This window comes from Enterococcus sp. DIV0176 (assembly GCF_050528535.1).
Classification (GTDB): Bacteria; Bacillota; Bacilli; order Lactobacillales; family Enterococcaceae; genus Enterococcus_B; species Enterococcus_B thailandicus.
On sequence record NZ_CP172879.1, the window covers coordinates 206,080 to 222,056 of the forward strand.

A 15,977-nucleotide genomic window follows, 5' to 3' on the forward strand; every position below is an offset into this window, starting at 1 on the left:
TATTGATGAAATTCTAGTTAAATAACTAAGTTGAAAATCAATTTAGGCAGATACTGCTTAAATTGATTTTTTTTTGTATTTTTTTACCAATTAATGTGAATTGTTATTTTTACATAACCGTTAAGCTGTGTAAAAATTGTGGGAAAGTATCAGTCGATATGTTCTTACAGTCAAGCAATCTATTTACAGAAAACAAAAAATTATTTATTATGTAAATAAACGGTTAACAGGTTAAGGGAGAATAAAATGGCATCCAAGTACGAAACAATCAAACAGGATATTATCAAGAAAATTGAATCAGGAGAATTTAGTGCAGGTGAAAAAATTTACTCCGAAGGTGATTTAAAAAAAATCTATAGTGTCAGTAACACAACGGTTGTAAAAGCACTAAATGATTTGGTAAATGAGGGTTACTTGATTCGTCGCCAAGGAGAAGGAACCTTTGTTAGAAAAAATTTGAAACACAGAAAGGTCTTTTTTTCTGAACAGCTTTCTTTATCAAATGATGCTAAGAAAAAATCAGTTGAAAAAACAATCACCTTGAATTTTGGTCAAGTGAAGGACAAGTTTATCGCACAACAATTAGGGGATAAAACGGGGCAAAGATCGTTAGTGAAAATAAGCCAAATTGCACTGACTAATGGTCGTCCATGGAAAATACAAAACCGTTATCTTTTCCGAGATAAATTAGCAAAAGATTCTTTGGAACGCTGGGTCAATGGCGCAAGCCTGTCAGAAGAACTTGGACTGGTTGGGCACATGTCGAATCTTCCGATGTCGATGGAAGTTCGAACAATTTTATTAAGAGAAGGAATGGAAGAACTTGAACCACTAAAACTGATTGAGAAACGTTTTGGTGAAGAGGAGAGCTATTCGTTATTTGATATTAGACGTTTGATTTCAGGAAAGGATGGCGTACCGATTGAGTACAGTCGAAGCTTTATTCATCCAGATTTTTATCAAATTGAAATTGTTGGGGAATAACTTTTTATTTTTAAAATAGTTAAATGACTCAAGCACTGAGAAGTTAACAATCTTCTTCAGTGCTTTTTTGTGTATCAAAAAATAAAATACGTAAACTATTTTTAGTTTCAAAAAAAGAAAGGGTTTACAAAAAATGAAAAATAAGCTAAGATATTTTTACACCGGTTAACACGTTAAGTGATGGAGGGATTTTTTTGAAAGAAAAAAAGAAAGAAAAGTTATTGTCTAGTGAGAGATACTTTGGTCAAGGGTTACTTTCGGAAGAAGTGATTGATCAAGCGATAGCTGATGCGGTGAAAAAAGTTAAAAAAAATATTTTTCAATTGAAGGACCAGTATCCTACACCAGCGACTAAAAATAATTCATATATGCCAATGGCTAATACGGAATGGACAAATGGTTTTTGGACAGGTATTCTCTGGCTTTGCTATGAGGTCACGCAAGATGAAGACTTTAAAAAAATTGCAGAAAAAAATGTTCAAAGTTTTATTCATCGAATGGATCAGGATATTGAAATTGATCATCATGATTTAGGTTTCCTGTATAGCCTATCTTGTGTGAGTGCCTACAAACTTGTAGGTGATGAGCAAGCAAAGCAAGTGTCTTTAAAGGCGGCAGAAAAATTATTGTCACGTTACCAAGAAAAAGGTCAATTTATTCAAGCTTGGGGAGAGCTAGGGAAACAAGATAATTATCGCTTGATTGTCGACTGCCTTTTAAATATTCCCTTACTTTTTTGGGCGACAGAAGTTACTGAAGATAAAAAGTATCGTGAAGTTGCAGTCAGACACTATCATACGACCATTGAACACGCGATTCGTGAAGATTCTTCTGCCTATCATACGTTCTTTTTTGATACGAAAGAAGGACTACCTTTGTATGGAAAAACACGTCAAGGCTATTCAGATTCGTCGAGTTGGGCACGTGGACAATCTTGGTTAATTTATGGAATTGCACTTTTTCGTTCATATTGTCCGAATGAACAGAATACTGAATTATTTGAAGCAGTCACAAATTATTTCTTAAATCGGCTACCAAAAGATTTCGTTAGTTATTGGGATTTGATTTTTACAGATGGATCCAATCAGCCTAGAGATACTTCTGCAACAGCCATTGCGATTTGTGGAATGAATTTGATGGATAGATTTTTACCCGAAGCAAATCAATCCAAATTAGTTTACAAGTATGCGCAACATTCAATGCTGAAAAGTTTAATAGAACATTACACAGATTCTAAAACGGAAGGGATTACAGCTTTAATGAATGAAGGTGTGTATTCATGGCATAGTGGCAAAGGAGTAAATGAAGGGAATATTTGGGGAGATTATTTTTACTTGGAGGCTTTAGTTCGATTCAAAAAAGATTGGAAAATGTATTGGTAAAGCAAGAATAGGAGGGGAAAATATGGATAAACCAAATGTAAAAATGGTACGAGTAGATGCGCGTTTAATCCATGGACAAGGGCAATTATGGATTAAAAGTTTAGGAGTTAATTTAGTTATTTGCGCGAATGATAAGGCAGCTGAAGATAACGTACAACAAATGTTAATGAAAACAGTCTTACCTCAAGATATCAATGTCCGCTTTTGGACCATTGCACGTACTGCTGAAGTGATCTGGAAAGCAGCGCCTCATCAAACGATTTTTGTAGTTGTCGAAAATCTCCATGATGCACTAAAACTTTGTGAGTTGGGTTTTCCAATGGAACAATTAAATATTGGCAATATTCATGCTGCTGAAGGAAAAGAAAAAATTTCTCAATTTATCTATTTGGGTGAAGAAGATAAAAACGACTTGAGAAAATTGAAGAATGAACACCATGTGACGTTTACTACCAAAACTTCGCCGATGTCTAATGATGGCTCTCAGCATTTAGATACATTAATGGAAAAAATTAAAAACAGTTAATTTAGAGAGGAAATAAAAAATGGAGATTACATTAGTACAAGGAATACTTATAGGATTAATTACTGCGTTTTGCTATTCTGGGCAATTATTGGGAATCTATACGAACCGAGCATTGGTCATGTCCTTTTTTGTTGGCGTTGTTTTAGGTGATATTCCGACTGCTTTGAAATTTGGGGCACTAGCTGAGCTAGCTTATATGGGATTTGGCGTAGGTGCGGGTGGAACAGTTCCGCCAAATCCAGTTGGTCCGGGAATTGTTGGAACGATTATGGCAATCACGTTGAAAGATCAAGGCGTAACCGCTGAGTCTGCGTTGGCATTGTCATTTCCATTTGCCGTTTTATTTCAATTAGTGACGACTGCATTATATACATTCTTTTCAGGAAGTGCTAAGTGGTCTAAAAATGCTATTGAAAGTGGACAATTTAAAAAATTCACGCTTATCGCTCACTCAACCTACATTGCTTTTGCTTTAGCAGGTTTTCTCATTGGGATACTTGCAGCATTAAGCCGACCTGGATTACAAGCATTTGTGGAAGCGATACCCGAATGGCTGATTAATGGCTTCTCAGTAGCTGGCGGACTTATCCCAGCGATTGGTTTTGCAATGATTATGTCGGTTATGTTAGAAAAGAGTTTGATTCCGTATGTGTTGTTAGGCTATGTCTGTGTAGCGTATCTTGAGTTACCCACAATGGCAGTCGCGATGGTCGGTGCAGTTTTTGCACTGATTCAGTATTATGGGAAAGATAAGACACCTGTTGGGGAAAAAAGCTTAGTAGCGAATAATCAAACTTTGTTGGATGAAGAGGAGGACTTCAGTAATGGAATCTAAAAAACTTAAATTGACACAAAAAGATTATATGACGACTGCTCTTCGGTCATACTTTTTACAAAATGCGTTCAACTATACCTCTTATCAAGGTGTGAGTTATTTAAATACAATTATGCCTGCGTTAAAGAAAATCTATAAAGATGATCCAGAAAAGTTAAAAGAAACGGCCACTGCAAATTTAGAATTTTATAATACAAATCCTCAAATGGTGCCATTTATTACTAGTATGCAGTTAGCAATGTATGATAATGATCAAAGTATTTCAGATACGCGTAGTATTAAAATGGCGCTCATGGGCCCGATGTCAGGAATTGGAGATTCTATTGCTCAGTTTGGGATTGCGCCCTTATTCTCAACGTTATTTGCGGGCTTAGCCTTAGACGGCCTAGGTTTTGCTCCAATGGGCTTCTGGTTCTCAATGGTTGTGACAATGTTAGCAATTAAAATCCTCATGGGGTATCTGGGATTCAAATTAGGCACTAGTGTTATCGAAACATTAAGTGATCGAATTGGAAAAATCTCTGCTGCGGCAAATATTGTGGGGGTAACAGTAATTTCGGGTTTAGCTACATCTTTTGTAAAAGCTAATATTGCTATTCAGTATGCTAGTAAAGTGGAGTCAGGAGAAAAACAAGTAATTGCTATTCAAGACATCTTGGATAAAATTATGCCCAATATGTTAGCTGTTCTACTTACTATCCTTGTATTTTATCTGATTAAAAAGAAAAAATGGAACACGTATCAGCTATTAATACTGTTATTTGCAATTGGTATCTTGGCATCTGTATTTGGTATTTTGGCATAGATAAATTGAAGTTTCTTAAGGAAAAGGCGAGAAGTTTCCTTTTATTTTAGAAAATATTGTTTTTCTTTCGCCATAAGTTCTTCAAGTGATTAGCTATAAAAATTATTTATGTTTAGGTGGTTAAAGTTAAAAAGGAGAAGATAGTGGACTTTCAAAGAATTGAGATATACCAACAGAAATTTTTTAAAGATGATTGGGTTTCAAATTATGTTGAGCAACAGGAAAAATTTTTAGAGCCACTTTTTGATCGAGTGGATTTTTTAATGAAAGATCAAATTGTTTACACAGATGCGATGGACATGGAAGCATGCTCGACGCCTTACTCATTGAAGGACTTTGGTTGGAATAAGTTTCCAGAAGAAGATCCAGAATGGCTATTTATGTTGAGTAGACATGGGTTTATGGTAGATTTAGCGCAAGGTTATCTATTAACAAAAGAGAAGCATTTCATAGAAAAGTGGACAACGCTACTGTTGGATTTCATCACGAGCTGTGAAAGAGCTAATCCAGCGAATGAAAATAGTTGGCGTCCACTAGATACTGGGCTACGTTTAACTAACTGGATGAAGAGCCTAACTTATTTGCCTGTTGCACACCTGAAAAATACAAAAATCGAGAGAATGTTACACAAATCAATTCAAGATCATTTGGTATTTTTAGAGAATAGTTATATTGATAAATATCGTCTGAGTAATTGGGGTGTTCTAGCAATCGGCGGTATGGCTGCGGTAGATTTGTTTTTCCCCGATTTAGTAACAGAGGAACAAAGAACGTTAATTTGGAAGCGATTAGCAGAACAACTAGATTTACAATTTTATGATGATGGGGTGCACTGGGAGCAAAGCCCACTCTATCAACATGAAGTTATCATAACGTATGCCTATTTATTACAAATTTCAGAGTATCTTGAACAACCACTCCCTATAAATTTAAGGGAAAAATTAACTCAGCCTATTCAAGCCACCTATTATCTAGCTGATAATCAAGAGATGCTTCTTCCCTTAAATGATAGCGATCATGTGGATTTTCACTACGTTTACGCTATTTATCAAAGTTTAGGCTTCTTAAAAAAGGACAAAAGGGATTCAAATCTGGCAGTACTTTGGACAGGAAGCTTGTATACTAGTTCTCCATCAGTAGCGACAAAAATGCCTCCTATTTTTGCTGGTCAAGATAGTGGAATGATGGTGTATAAAGACCAAGACATTTATTTTACGCTCTTTAACGGTCTGCATGGTAGTGGACACGGCCATGCGTCTATAGGAAGCTTTACCTTACAATTACATGGACAAGACATGATTATTGACAGTGGTCGTTATACTTATGTAAACAACAAAAAGAGGATTCAATTAAAGGAAATGGCTGCCCACAATACATTATTTATTGCTAAAGAGCCACATACCATAATTAAGGATACATGGGGATATGATAGACTACCAAAGCCGTTATTTCATAAAATCCGAGAAATTTCAGAAGGTTTTTTTGCTGAATGTGCTTGGTCTTCATGGAATAAGCAAGGATGGACAATATTTGAACGACGTTTTTTATATTTGAAAGAAATAAATTCTTTAATCATTTTAGATAACTTTTCTGGTCAAGAAAATACTGAGATAACTTCTAGCTATAATTTATCGCCGAAAGTTACTTCTCAAAAAATTAACAATCAATTTCATTTAAAAATGAACGCCCAACAGTACAAGATTCATTTTACTGAAGGACAAACGATGCAAGGAATTGCTGAAAGTTCAGAAATATATAATCAACTCACTACACATCAACGAATCGAAAATAAAATTCAGTGTCAAGAAACAGCTACCACTTGGGTAACTGTAATCAGCACCACAGACGTCGAAGTTTCTCCAATAGAAGTCAAACAGGTTGGTGAAACGAAAAAATTTGATCAAGCAATTGGCTTAAGATTGGAAAATCAAAAGGAGAAGTTTGATCTGTTTATGTTGCAAGAGGATATTGTTTGCGGAAATAAACTGCTAGTTAGTGAGTTCAACCAATTCTTTTATGGCCAAATTATTCTGATTGACCAGAATGAGCGAACAACGAGAATAAAATAGAAGAAACACAGGGGGCAGCATATGAAATTTTTAGTAACCGGACATGATGACTTTTCAATTGGAATGAAAAGTGCACTTACGATGATTGCGGGAACACTTGATGATGTAGTAATAGTTCCTTTCAAGGCAGAAGAACAACTTGAGGCTTATCGTACAAAAATTGATTCAGAATTACAGACAAATGATAGTGTCATCTGTTTTACCGATTTATTAGGAGGAACACCGTTTAAAACCTGTGTAGAATTAGCCATTTCAAAAAATCAGGTTTTTGTATTGAGTGGCACGAATTTAGGGATGTTACTTGAAGCAAGTCTGTTAAGAAAACTGGTTAAAGAACCAGCTGAATTGTGCCAGTTAGTGTTGCAGTCGGGTAAAGACAATATCACATTGTTTAGTCAGAACAAGGATACCTTAGTAGAAGAAATTTCTGAAGCAGGAATCTAGTGTTGTTTATGGGAAATTGATTTTTAATAAACAACCTGGTGGAGTTTGTTTTGATAAATAAAAAAGCCTGCTCATTGAGCGGGCTCTTTGCTTTTTATAAGTGAGAAAAAAGCAACATCCAGTAGCCGGGAGTGTTGCTTGATTGACAGATTTAAGTATTTCTTTAGTCAGGTCGCATTTCTTGTAGAAGCTTCACACGACCACCGATTTGTTTGGCGAAAGTTTCAGATTTCTTTTTGTCTTTAAAAACGAGTAGGTTGTCAGGATTCTTTTCACGAGTGCGGCAGCCAGTTTTGTCGATATAACCATGTAATACTTTAACAACGTACATGCTCATCACCTGCTTTTTTCTTATAATTATACGAACTTGACGCCGTAAAACAAGAAAAATGCTTGATCCTTTTTTATTTTTCTTTCGCGTTGTCTAATTGTGCATAGTTTTTAAATAGTGCATCCAACTCTGGATAAAATCGGCTAAGCTTTAATAAACGCTGATTTTCCGCGGAGAGGAAACAATGTTTACTGCTGCCAATCGTGCGTAGTTTTTGATCCTCAGCACCATAAATTTGATAACTAAAATCTAAACGTGTCCCCGTATATTTTTCAATTGTTGGATAAATAATGACTGACTCGCCATAGCGAATCATTTCTTTGTATTGGCAATTGACTTCAAGAACTGGAATAATAATCCCTGTTTCTTCAATTTTTTGGTAACTAAAATCAAGATGATCAAGTAGTGCGACACGTGCTTCTTCAAACCAGCGAATATAATTGCTGTGATGAATGATTCCCATTTGATCCGTTTCATAATAAAAAGGTGTGCGCAGATATCCTGTAAATTTTTCCATAATCAAACTCCTCTTTTTATTCTGTACAAAAATGTGCCATCCATTGTGGAATGGCTTGGCTAATCAATGTCGGCAGTACGACATAGTGTGTTTGTGCTAAGTGATCACCAATGAAACTGTGTAAGTAAACGGCGGCTGCGACCGTGTGATCGTTTTGAGGAAATTGGGCAAGAAAAGCCGTAATCATTCCTGCCAAGGTATCACCAGTTCCTCCAGTTGCCATTGCGGCAGATCCAGCCTGATTATAATAGATATTTTCTTTATTATAAATAGTAGTTTGGTGACTTTTAACGACAAGAATTGCACCTAATTCGTGTTGCTTCTCCTGATTCAATTGATCTGTTTGCGTAGCGATAGCAATTCCGCTTAGACGTTGCCATTCCATTTGATGTGGTGTTAATACAGTATGTTCCGGATAAGGCAAAGAAAGTTTTGCTTCGGCAAGCAAAGTTAATGCTGAACCATCAATGACTAACCATTGCTGATTTGTTTGCACCTTCAAGACCATTTGGAGTAAGCCTAGACTGAAAGTGGAAGTACCTAATCCTGGACCAATCAATAACACATCTGCCTGTTGAATGACTGTTAGACAGGTCGCTTGATCGTACCAGTCAACAACCATTGCTTCGGGGAGCTGAACATGGAGTGGGCCATGGTTCTTCTTGTCTGTTATCACTGTGGTCAATCCAGCACCACTGTTAACTGCAGCTAAAGCACTCATGATGATTGCGCCGCCATACTGTTGATTTCCGCCAATCAACACAACTCGACCAAAAGTACCTTTGTGAGAGTGCTTAGGTCGTTTTGTAATTACCTCTCGTAACAGTTGCTCATCAAGAATCATTCAGTATCCCCTCCAATAAGTTGAATGCCTTGAGCATTCACAAAAGAACTACAAGCTGACGAAATTGTCAGACTTTTTGAACTATTTTTTTCTTGATTTTATGGTATCATAAAACACGAAGACTTAATAAGGTGGAGGATTAACTTTATGACAATTGATTGGCAAAAAGAAGTAGAAGCACGTAAAGAAGACTTACTTGAAGATTTAAAAAATTTGTTACGCGTCAACAGTGAACGCGATGATTCTAAGGTGACTGCAGATGCACCGTTTGGCCCTGGACCACGTGATGCACTAAAACACATGCTTGCTTATGGTGAACGTGATGGTTTCGTAGTGAAAAACGTTGATAATTATGCTGGACACATTGATATGGGTGAAGGCGATGAAACGTTAGGTATCTTTGGACACATGGATGTTGTTCCTGCTGGCGACGGTTGGGATACAGATCCTTATGAACCAGTAATCAAAGATGGCAAAATTTTTGCTCGTGGTTCAAGTGATGATAAAGGACCAAGTATGGCAGCTTATTATGCAATGAAAATTATCAAAGATTTAGATTTAAAATTATCTAAAAAAGTTCGCTTTGTTGTTGGTAGTGATGAAGAAAGTGGCTGGGGCGACATGGCTTATTACTTCGAACATGAAGAAGAGCCTGATTTTGGTTTCTCACCAGATGCAGAATTTCCAATTATCAATGGTGAAAAAGGAAATGTTTCTTTAGGACTACACTTCCAAGGAAATAACGGAGGCGACTATGTCTTAAAATCTTTCACTTCTGGTTTGCGTGAAAACATGGTCCCAGGAACAGCTGAAGCAAAACTTGAAGTACCGAATGTTGATGCTGCCATCGCGATGGAAGAAGCATTCTTTAAATTTATTGAAGCAAATCCTGTTAGCGGAATGATTGAAGCGGATGAAACATTTGTATCAATCGAATTAGTCGGAAAAGGGGCTCACGGTGCAAGTCCTCAATCTGGAATCAATGCGGGAACATTCTTAGCAACATTCTTAGACACTTACGCTTTTGGTGGTGCTGCAAAACAATTTATCCATGTAGCTGCTGCTTATGTCCATGAAGATTTCTATGGTGAAAAATTAGGTGTGGCTTATGAAGATGAAAAAATGGGTAAATTAACAATGAATGCTGGGTTGTTTGCATTTAAGGCAGATGATGACAGCACACAAGCAGAAAACTTTATCAATATGAACTTCCGTTTTCCTAAAGGAGTAACTGTTGAAGGGCTAGAAATTGGCGTAGAAAAAACAGTTGGAATGGAAGGTGCCACTGTTACGCGTGGTGCACGCGTAATGGAACCACATTATGTGCCAATGGATGATCCATTGGTTGCAACACTATTACAAGTATACGAAGATCACACTGGTGAAAAAGGCTATGAACAAATTATTGGTGGTGGAACGTATGGTCGCTTGCTAAAACGCGGTGTTGCCTATGGCGCAATGTTCCCAGGCTATACAGATACAATGCACCAAGCAAATGAATTTATGAGTCTTGATGACTTGTTCAGAGCAACTGCGATTTATGCGGATGCCATCTATCGTTTGGCTAAGTAAAAGCTATTTAAAATCATGCTGATCCAGCCCTTATCCTTGTTCTAAAAGGCTATTTTTGAAAAAGAATCGTTGGAAAAGTGATGAAAACTGAATAGAAATGAGATTGAATCGGGAACTTGGCGGGATATTACTACTGGAAATAGTAGAAAATCCCGCCAGTTTTTTTGTCTAATTTGTTGATAATCTAGTTTCCATTATATCAATGACCTTTGGCGCTGTTTCGTCTTTTATATGCGTATAATGCTCTGTCATTGTATTCATTAATAAAGATGAAATCTTCGTTATGAAGTATTTGTTGGTAATCTCTTTTTATTTCTATCGCTTCGTTGAGGGCGTGGTTTATCAATTCTGTTCCTTTTGTATCAAGTTCAATAAATCTATTGCTTGTTTTATTTTTTGTACCGCCCTTTCCAAGAGGATCAGAATTTGTTCTAGTTTCTTGAACGTGAAGTAACGCTTGTCCTGTTTTTTTGTTAAACGATATGTCTCCATAGATACACAAATTTAACCAATTTAGTTCACCTAAATATCAACTGTATTTTATATCTATTTTTATAGACATTTTATAAATAAACGTTGAGTACTCTTTTTATTTTGATAAAATAAAGTGAACGGAGGAAAAAATATGAAAAAAGACTGTGTTTTTGTTTATCAATGATAGGGCTTTTCTTAATGCTTTCTGGGTGTTCATCTTCTAAGGAAGAAGAGTATTCAACTGTGATTGATTTGGCTTTAAAATCCAATCAAGAATTAGTCACAGAATATGGATGGAATGAAAAATATTTTGCATACGAAAAAGAAAAAAGTAACATTATGGTTTGGGAAGATGAGAACAATTATTATGTTTATTTTAGAAAAAACGTTGAAGATTCTTATATTAGATGAGATGGTTATAAAATCGAGAAAAGTAATGATAAGTGGAATTCTGTGCCAGCTGATCGAGCAAAAATCATAGAATTTATTGATGATAATGTACCTCCTATTTATGAAGAGAGTAATGTTGAATTGGTTGCGGATAATATGAATATGAGGTGAAAAAACTCTATACTATGGATAGCACTATTGTATGGTAGCTATAAGATTTACTTAATATAGCTAATTAATTTATAGTATCAGAGAGACGAGGAGTAGAAATGAATAATAAGCAAAATGATTTTTCAACAGGATTTGGCATAGTAGCAGCATTTATTGTAGCAGGTGTGGCTAGTCCTTTATTATTTAGGAATGTTCCTATGATGATAGCAGGAACATTGTTAGTAGCATTGGGTATTGCTGGATTTGGTCTAGAATTAGATAAGATATATGTAGGAAAAGGATATATAAATATATTTTGGGGTATTGCTTTTCTTTTAGTTGGTATATTGATAACTATTTTGCTTCCAAATATATTTACGAAATTATTATTAATGATATCATTAATGATAGGTGTATTTGGTTTGATATCAGGTATAATTGAGTCACTTCCGTATAACTTTGGAACTATTGAGATAGGAGAAAAACAGCCAAAGGAGAATAAAAAAAGTTCTATTTTTCTAATAATATCTATTATTGTAGGTACTACAGGTTTTTTAGCGAATGTTTTTACAATACTAGCTTTTTTCAAAGAATAAATAAAAGTTCAATATTTTTGAAGCCTGGAAGAATGTTTAACTAATGAGTTGCTTAGTATGATTATAAATACGAAATAGTAAAAAAAACCTACCTAAGCTTAAATTTTTGGCGGGATTTCCGCGGGATATTTTAAAATAATGTAAGAATTTATACTGGTACAACAGTATTTCTTAAAACGTGCAATCTATCGTTTGGCTAAGTAAGAGTTGGTATGGTCATAAAAAAACAGATGCGAGACAATGTTGTCTTGCATCTGTTTTTTATTAATGATATTTATAAAATCATACGGATCGATCTTTATGATATTCATGATAGACATGGTATAAGTTCAGTTCGTATTCTTTTTTTGCATTAGACACGACAGTATCTAAAATCATACCGGTGATCAAAGAAAGCATAGCCATTGTCATTAACCCAGTACTCAAAATAGCAGAAGGAATTCGACTGATGAGACCTGTTAGCATAAATTCACGAATGACTGGTATACCAACCAAGAGTCCAAAAAGGAAAAACAGTGTGGTCCAGATACCAAAAAACAATAGAGGTTTATAGTCTTTACACATTTTGATAATCATCATGATCACTTTAAAACCATCCGAAAAAGTATTTAGCTTTGATTCGCTACCTTCTGGGCGGTCACGGTAATCAATCGGCACTTCGACCAGTTTGAATTTTTTATCCAAAGCGTGGATTGTTAACTCCGTTTCGATTTGAAAACCCGAACTCATAATTGGAAAACTCTTGACGAAAATTCGATTGAACCCACGATAGCCAGTCATAACATCTTTAATGTCTGTTTTATACAATTTTGCAATCGAGTTTTTGACTAAGTTATTACCAAAATCATGAAAAGGTCGTTTGTTTTCGTCAAAGTACGTACCATTTGATAAACGATCACCGATTACCATGTCAGCCTCACCTGAACGTAATTTTTCTAATAAGCCATGAACAGCTTCGGCTGGGTACGTATCATCGCCATCGACCATCATGTAATAATCAGCATCAATATCAAAAAACATTTGGCGAATCACATTTCCTTTACCTTGGCGTGGTTCTTTTTTGACGATAGCGCCACCTTGAACGGCAAGCTCATATGTTTTATCGGTTGAATTATTATCATAGACATAAATATCTGCCTCAGGTAATTCCCGTTTAAAATCAGCAATAACTGTTGAAATCGTTGCTTCTTCATTGTAGCAGGGAATCAATACGGCAATTTTTTCGCGTTGCTTCATGTTGCACTCTCCTTAGAATAAAAGCTAGTTTAAGAATAGCTTATTCTTTCATAGAATGCTAGTTAAGTTCATATGTGTTGCTCAAATAGTGCTAAAAAATAACCTACTATGATGTAAAGACGCCCAAAAGTCTAACTTTTTGGGGTCACTACATGATTTTAGTGGGTTATTTTTTGCTTTTATTTAGTTTAGAAAACTGACGTTGCGGATTCATACTTCTCTCGGGAAATATCTAACACAGTTCCAGTATAAGCATCAGCTAAAAACTCATAGTAGACGATTTCGCCATCTTCCATTCGAGAAATTCCCCCGCGATAACCATTTGAATGGATAGCAAATTTTCTGATTGGTTCTTTTTCAAAAGAAATCCATGAACCTTCGATAGAACCTTCTTTTAAAAAGGCATTTTTAATTTTGGAAAGGACTTGATCAGCGGTCAATGATTTTTTGCGATGATACCAGACTGTCGAAGCAACGCCAGTCAAGAGACCAAGGCCAACACCAAGCGCTAGTCCGCCTTTAAAATAATTGTAGTCTTTTTCTTTGGACATTCAGGTAACCCTCCTTCTTTTACTTCATGTATCTGGGTTTATTCTACCATACTCTCTGTTTTTCTCAGAAATAAATAACCAAACTTTAGCAAAATAAGTTATAATGAAAACGTCGATTTATTCGGAGAAAACTTTTTTTGAATGGATCAAATAAAAGTCTGAGAGGAGTTTAGTCTGAAATTTAGACGATGTATTATGGAAGAAAAAACATTTCAACGTATTAAAGAATTAACAGAGTTACAAGGAACAAGCGGATTTGAACAAGATATTCGTGCATACATGGAAGGCCACATGGAACCATTAGTTGATGAGTTACAATTAGATGGTCTTGGTGGCATTTTTGGGTTACGTAACCACGAAGATGCAGATGCACCACGAGTAATGGTTGCGGCACACATGGATGAAGTTGGGTTTATGCTAACTCAAATCCAAGATAATGGTTTATTTAAAGTAGTTCCTTTAGGTGGCTGGAATCCTTACGTTGTTTCAGCACAACGTTTTACTTTGAAGACATCATCTGGTAAAAACTATCCTTGTATTTCTTCATCTGTTCCACCACATTTGTTACGTGGAACAAGTGGTCAAAAATCAGTTGAAGTAACAGATATTTTATTTGATGCAGGATTTGAATCACGTGAAGAAGCCATAAGCTATGGCGTTTTACCTGGTGATACAATCGTACCTTTTGCTGAAACAATCAAAACAGCAAATGGAAAAAATATCATTAGCAAATCTTGGGACAATCGTTATGGTTGTACAATGGTTTTAGAAGCACTAGAAGCGTTACAAAATGAAAAATTAGGGCACACATTGATTGCAGGGGCAAACGTGCAAGAAGAAGTTGGCTTGCGTGGATCAAAAGCATCTGTCAATAAATTTAAACCTGATTTATTCTTTGCAGTAGATTGTTCTGCTGCAGATGATACTGTAACGAAAAAAGGAACGTTTGGACACTTAGGTGAAGGCACTTTGATGCGTATCCAAGATCCGGGCTTGATCATGTTACCACGTTTGCGTGAATATTTATTAGATGTAGCAGAAACAAATAATATTCCATACCAATACTTCGTTTCAAAAGGTGGAACAGACGCAGGCGCTGCTCATACTCAAAATGAAGGAATCCCAAGTACAGTTATTGGAGTAGTTGGACGTTATATTCACACACACCAAACAATGTTTAGCATCAGCGACTTTGAAGCAGCAAGAGAAATGTTGATTCAAACATTGAAAGGCTTAGACAAATCAACAGTGAACACGATTGTTTACGGGAAATAATTGAAGCTTAAAATAAGAAATCTGATAAGATAGAAACTTTCTATTTTATCAGATTTTTTTATATCAGAATAAAAAACTTCAAACGTTTGTCACTTTGTGAGAAAGGTGTATAATTTAGGTAAAGAATGTGACAGTAGGAGGAACGAAAACGGATGATTATTCCAGAAAATTTAGAGGAATTAGCAGGCTATGTAGAAAAAGGAAAAAATGTTTTTTTCTTCACAGCTGATTGGTGTGGTGATTGTCGATTTATCAAACCACAAATGCCAGAAATTGAACAAGATTTTTCTGATTGGCGCTTCATTGAAGTCGATCGTGATAAATATATCGATCTTGCTGCAAGTTGGAGTATTTTTGGTATCCCTAGCTTTGTAGTCATTGCAGATGGCAAAGAATTAGGACGATTAGTTAATAAAAATCGTAAAACCAAGCAAGAGATTGAAGATTTCCTAAAAAGTGTCACAGTTGATTAGCATCTATTAGGAGGGGTCAAAATGGATCAAGAGTATAAAAATATTTTAGTAGGTATTGATGGTAGTGAACAAGCGAGTGCAGCATTTAAAAAAGCAGTAGAAGTCGCTCGTCGAAATAACGGGACAGTCTACGTTGCCAATGTGATTGACCAACAATTTTATAATTTTATGGGTTATGCACCAATGGATCAAAACTTGATCGATCAAGGAACAGAAAATGCCAAAGAAATGATTCAAAGTTGTAAAGACTATGGTAAATCTGTAAACTACACAAAAATTGAAGGAATTATTGCCTATGGCTCAGTCAAAGAAGCAATGGCTGTTAATCTACCAAAAAAATATCAGATTGATCTGATCATGGTTGGACAATCTGGCTTAAATGCTGTTGAACGTTTTATGACTGGTAGTGTGGCTAGCCACGTCATTCGTCGTGCACCTTGTGATGTTTTGATTGTGACAGAAACAAAAGAGGACGAGGAATAGAATCTTTGCTTTCTTTTAGTTAATAATTGTTGTAAAGTAT

18 protein-coding genes are annotated in these 15,977 nt (G+C 35.8%); 13 read left to right on the top strand and 5 right to left on the bottom strand.

Translation table 11 applies throughout. The features are described from left to right. The first annotated feature begins 246 nt into the window (after positions 1 to 246). The 7 genes from IGJ66_RS01060 (at position 247) to IGJ66_RS01090 (ending at position 7,045) form a co-directional block, all read left to right on the top strand. The gene (locus IGJ66_RS01060; protein ID WP_075491909.1) at positions 247 to 984 is read left to right on the top strand and encodes a GntR family transcriptional regulator; all 738 of its coding nucleotides are present in this window, start codon (positions 247 to 249) and stop codon (positions 982 to 984) included. Between the two features lie 194 nt (positions 985 to 1,178). Beyond that, the gene (locus IGJ66_RS01065) at positions 1,179 to 2,366 is read left to right on the top strand and encodes a glycoside hydrolase family 88 protein (RefSeq protein ID WP_067483290.1); all 1,188 of its coding nucleotides are present in this window, start codon (positions 1,179 to 1,181) and stop codon (positions 2,364 to 2,366) included. Between the two features lie 22 nt (positions 2,367 to 2,388). Then, positions 2,389 to 2,892, top strand: a complete 504-nt coding sequence (locus IGJ66_RS01070; RefSeq protein ID WP_067483287.1) for a PTS sugar transporter subunit IIB — start codon at positions 2,389 to 2,391, stop codon at positions 2,890 to 2,892. Between the two features lie 19 nt (positions 2,893 to 2,911). Next, positions 2,912 to 3,727 carry a PTS mannose/fructose/sorbose/N-acetylgalactosamine transporter subunit IIC gene (locus IGJ66_RS01075; RefSeq protein ID WP_430616690.1) on the top strand — a complete coding sequence of 272 codons (816 nt, stop codon included), beginning with the start codon at positions 2,912 to 2,914 and terminating at the stop codon, positions 3,725 to 3,727. Then, positions 3,717 to 4,532 (top strand): PTS system mannose/fructose/sorbose family transporter subunit IID, encoded by an 816-nt coding sequence (locus tag IGJ66_RS01080; RefSeq protein WP_071868546.1) that lies wholly within the window; start codon positions 3,717 to 3,719, stop codon positions 4,530 to 4,532. The genes IGJ66_RS01075 and IGJ66_RS01080 overlap by 11 nt, the downstream gene beginning before the upstream one ends. A gap of 143 nt (positions 4,533 to 4,675) precedes the next feature. Continuing rightward, on the top strand, positions 4,676 to 6,601 hold the full coding sequence (locus IGJ66_RS01085; RefSeq protein WP_430616691.1) for an alginate lyase family protein: 1,926 nt from the start codon (positions 4,676 to 4,678) through the stop codon (positions 6,599 to 6,601). A gap of 21 nt (positions 6,602 to 6,622) precedes the next feature. Next, positions 6,623 to 7,045, top strand: coding sequence for a PTS sugar transporter subunit IIA (locus IGJ66_RS01090; protein ID WP_071868548.1), 423 nt, complete (start codon positions 6,623 to 6,625; stop codon positions 7,043 to 7,045). A 163-nt stretch (positions 7,046 to 7,208) separates the two neighbouring features. On the opposite strand, the gene IGJ66_RS01095 is transcribed toward IGJ66_RS01090, so the two are convergent. From IGJ66_RS01095 to IGJ66_RS01105, 3 genes are all read right to left on the bottom strand, one after another. Further along, positions 7,209 to 7,376, bottom strand: coding sequence for a hypothetical protein (locus IGJ66_RS01095; protein WP_172843716.1), 168 nt, complete (start codon positions 7,374 to 7,376; stop codon positions 7,209 to 7,211). Between the two features lie 73 nt (positions 7,377 to 7,449). After that, the gene (locus IGJ66_RS01100; protein ID WP_067483277.1) at positions 7,450 to 7,893 is read right to left on the bottom strand and encodes an acyl-CoA thioesterase; all 444 of its coding nucleotides are present in this window, start codon (positions 7,891 to 7,893) and stop codon (positions 7,450 to 7,452) included. Positions 7,894 to 7,909: 16 nt separating this feature from the next. After that, the gene (locus tag IGJ66_RS01105; RefSeq protein ID WP_067483275.1) at positions 7,910 to 8,737 is read right to left on the bottom strand and encodes an NAD(P)H-hydrate dehydratase; all 828 of its coding nucleotides are present in this window, start codon (positions 8,735 to 8,737) and stop codon (positions 7,910 to 7,912) included. 147 nt (positions 8,738 to 8,884) lie between these two features. Between IGJ66_RS01105 and pepV the strand changes: the two genes are divergently transcribed. From pepV to IGJ66_RS01120, 3 genes are all read left to right on the top strand, one after another. After that, positions 8,885 to 10,309, top strand: coding sequence for a dipeptidase PepV (gene pepV, locus IGJ66_RS01110; RefSeq protein ID WP_067483273.1), 1,425 nt, complete (start codon positions 8,885 to 8,887; stop codon positions 10,307 to 10,309). Between the two features lie 672 nt (positions 10,310 to 10,981). Continuing rightward, entirely contained in the window at positions 10,982 to 11,194 is a 213-nt protein-coding gene (locus tag IGJ66_RS01115) for a hypothetical protein (protein WP_157495854.1), read from the top strand. A 248-nt stretch (positions 11,195 to 11,442) separates the two neighbouring features. Continuing rightward, positions 11,443 to 11,919 carry a hypothetical protein gene (locus tag IGJ66_RS01120; RefSeq protein ID WP_270607925.1) on the top strand — a complete coding sequence of 159 codons (477 nt, stop codon included), beginning with the start codon at positions 11,443 to 11,445 and terminating at the stop codon, positions 11,917 to 11,919. Between the two features lie 282 nt (positions 11,920 to 12,201). Here the strand turns inward: IGJ66_RS01120 and IGJ66_RS01125 are convergent, their stop codons facing one another. Then, positions 12,202 to 13,155 (bottom strand): glycosyltransferase family 2 protein, encoded by a 954-nt coding sequence (locus IGJ66_RS01125; RefSeq protein WP_086270549.1) that lies wholly within the window; start codon positions 13,153 to 13,155, stop codon positions 12,202 to 12,204. 188 nt (positions 13,156 to 13,343) lie between these two features. Then, on the bottom strand, positions 13,344 to 13,706 hold the full coding sequence (locus IGJ66_RS01130; protein WP_067483262.1) for a PepSY domain-containing protein: 363 nt from the start codon (positions 13,704 to 13,706) through the stop codon (positions 13,344 to 13,346). Between the two features lie 195 nt (positions 13,707 to 13,901). Between IGJ66_RS01130 and pepA the strand changes: the two genes are divergently transcribed. From pepA to IGJ66_RS01145, 3 genes are all read left to right on the top strand, one after another. Further along, entirely contained in the window at positions 13,902 to 14,981 is a 1,080-nt protein-coding gene (pepA, locus tag IGJ66_RS01135) for a glutamyl aminopeptidase (RefSeq protein ID WP_067483260.1), read from the top strand. A 152-nt stretch (positions 14,982 to 15,133) separates the two neighbouring features. Then, positions 15,134 to 15,454, top strand: coding sequence for a thioredoxin family protein (locus IGJ66_RS01140; RefSeq protein ID WP_430616692.1), 321 nt, complete (start codon positions 15,134 to 15,136; stop codon positions 15,452 to 15,454). A gap of 21 nt (positions 15,455 to 15,475) precedes the next feature. Then, positions 15,476 to 15,937, top strand: coding sequence for a universal stress protein (locus IGJ66_RS01145; RefSeq protein WP_067483256.1), 462 nt, complete (start codon positions 15,476 to 15,478; stop codon positions 15,935 to 15,937). Positions 15,938 to 15,977: the final 40 nt, after the last annotated feature.

What these genes read in the sequence shown, in the direction of transcription:
- IGJ66_RS01095 (WP_172843716.1), bottom strand. Translation starts at nt 7,376, where the DNA reads ATGTACGTTGTTAAAGTATTACATGGTTATATCGACAAAACTGGCTGC.
- IGJ66_RS01130 (WP_067483262.1), bottom strand. Translation starts at nt 13,706, where the DNA reads ATGTCCAAAGAAAAAGACTACAATTATTTTAAAGGCGGACTAGCGCTT.
- pepA (WP_067483260.1), top strand. Translation starts at nt 13,902, where the DNA reads ATGGAAGAAAAAACATTTCAACGTATTAAAGAATTAACAGAGTTACAA.
- IGJ66_RS01140 (WP_430616692.1), top strand. Translation starts at nt 15,134, where the DNA reads ATGATTATTCCAGAAAATTTAGAGGAATTAGCAGGCTATGTAGAAAAA.
- IGJ66_RS01105 (WP_067483275.1), bottom strand. Translation starts at nt 8,737, where the DNA reads ATGATTCTTGATGAGCAACTGTTACGAGAGGTAATTACAAAACGACCT.
- IGJ66_RS01120 (WP_270607925.1), top strand. Translation starts at nt 11,443, where the DNA reads ATGAATAATAAGCAAAATGATTTTTCAACAGGATTTGGCATAGTAGCA.
- IGJ66_RS01100 (WP_067483277.1), bottom strand. Translation starts at nt 7,893, where the DNA reads ATGGAAAAATTTACAGGATATCTGCGCACACCTTTTTATTATGAAACG.
- IGJ66_RS01070 (WP_067483287.1), top strand. Translation starts at nt 2,389, where the DNA reads ATGGATAAACCAAATGTAAAAATGGTACGAGTAGATGCGCGTTTAATC.
- IGJ66_RS01115 (WP_157495854.1), top strand. Translation starts at nt 10,982, where the DNA reads ATGCTTTCTGGGTGTTCATCTTCTAAGGAAGAAGAGTATTCAACTGTG.
- IGJ66_RS01075 (WP_430616690.1), top strand. Translation starts at nt 2,912, where the DNA reads ATGGAGATTACATTAGTACAAGGAATACTTATAGGATTAATTACTGCG.
- IGJ66_RS01145 (WP_067483256.1), top strand. Translation starts at nt 15,476, where the DNA reads ATGGATCAAGAGTATAAAAATATTTTAGTAGGTATTGATGGTAGTGAA.
- IGJ66_RS01125 (WP_086270549.1), bottom strand. Translation starts at nt 13,155, where the DNA reads ATGAAGCAACGCGAAAAAATTGCCGTATTGATTCCCTGCTACAATGAA.
- pepV (WP_067483273.1), top strand. Translation starts at nt 8,885, where the DNA reads ATGACAATTGATTGGCAAAAAGAAGTAGAAGCACGTAAAGAAGACTTA.
- IGJ66_RS01090 (WP_071868548.1), top strand. Translation starts at nt 6,623, where the DNA reads ATGAAATTTTTAGTAACCGGACATGATGACTTTTCAATTGGAATGAAA.
- IGJ66_RS01080 (WP_071868546.1), top strand. Translation starts at nt 3,717, where the DNA reads ATGGAATCTAAAAAACTTAAATTGACACAAAAAGATTATATGACGACT.
- IGJ66_RS01060 (WP_075491909.1), top strand. Translation starts at nt 247, where the DNA reads ATGGCATCCAAGTACGAAACAATCAAACAGGATATTATCAAGAAAATT.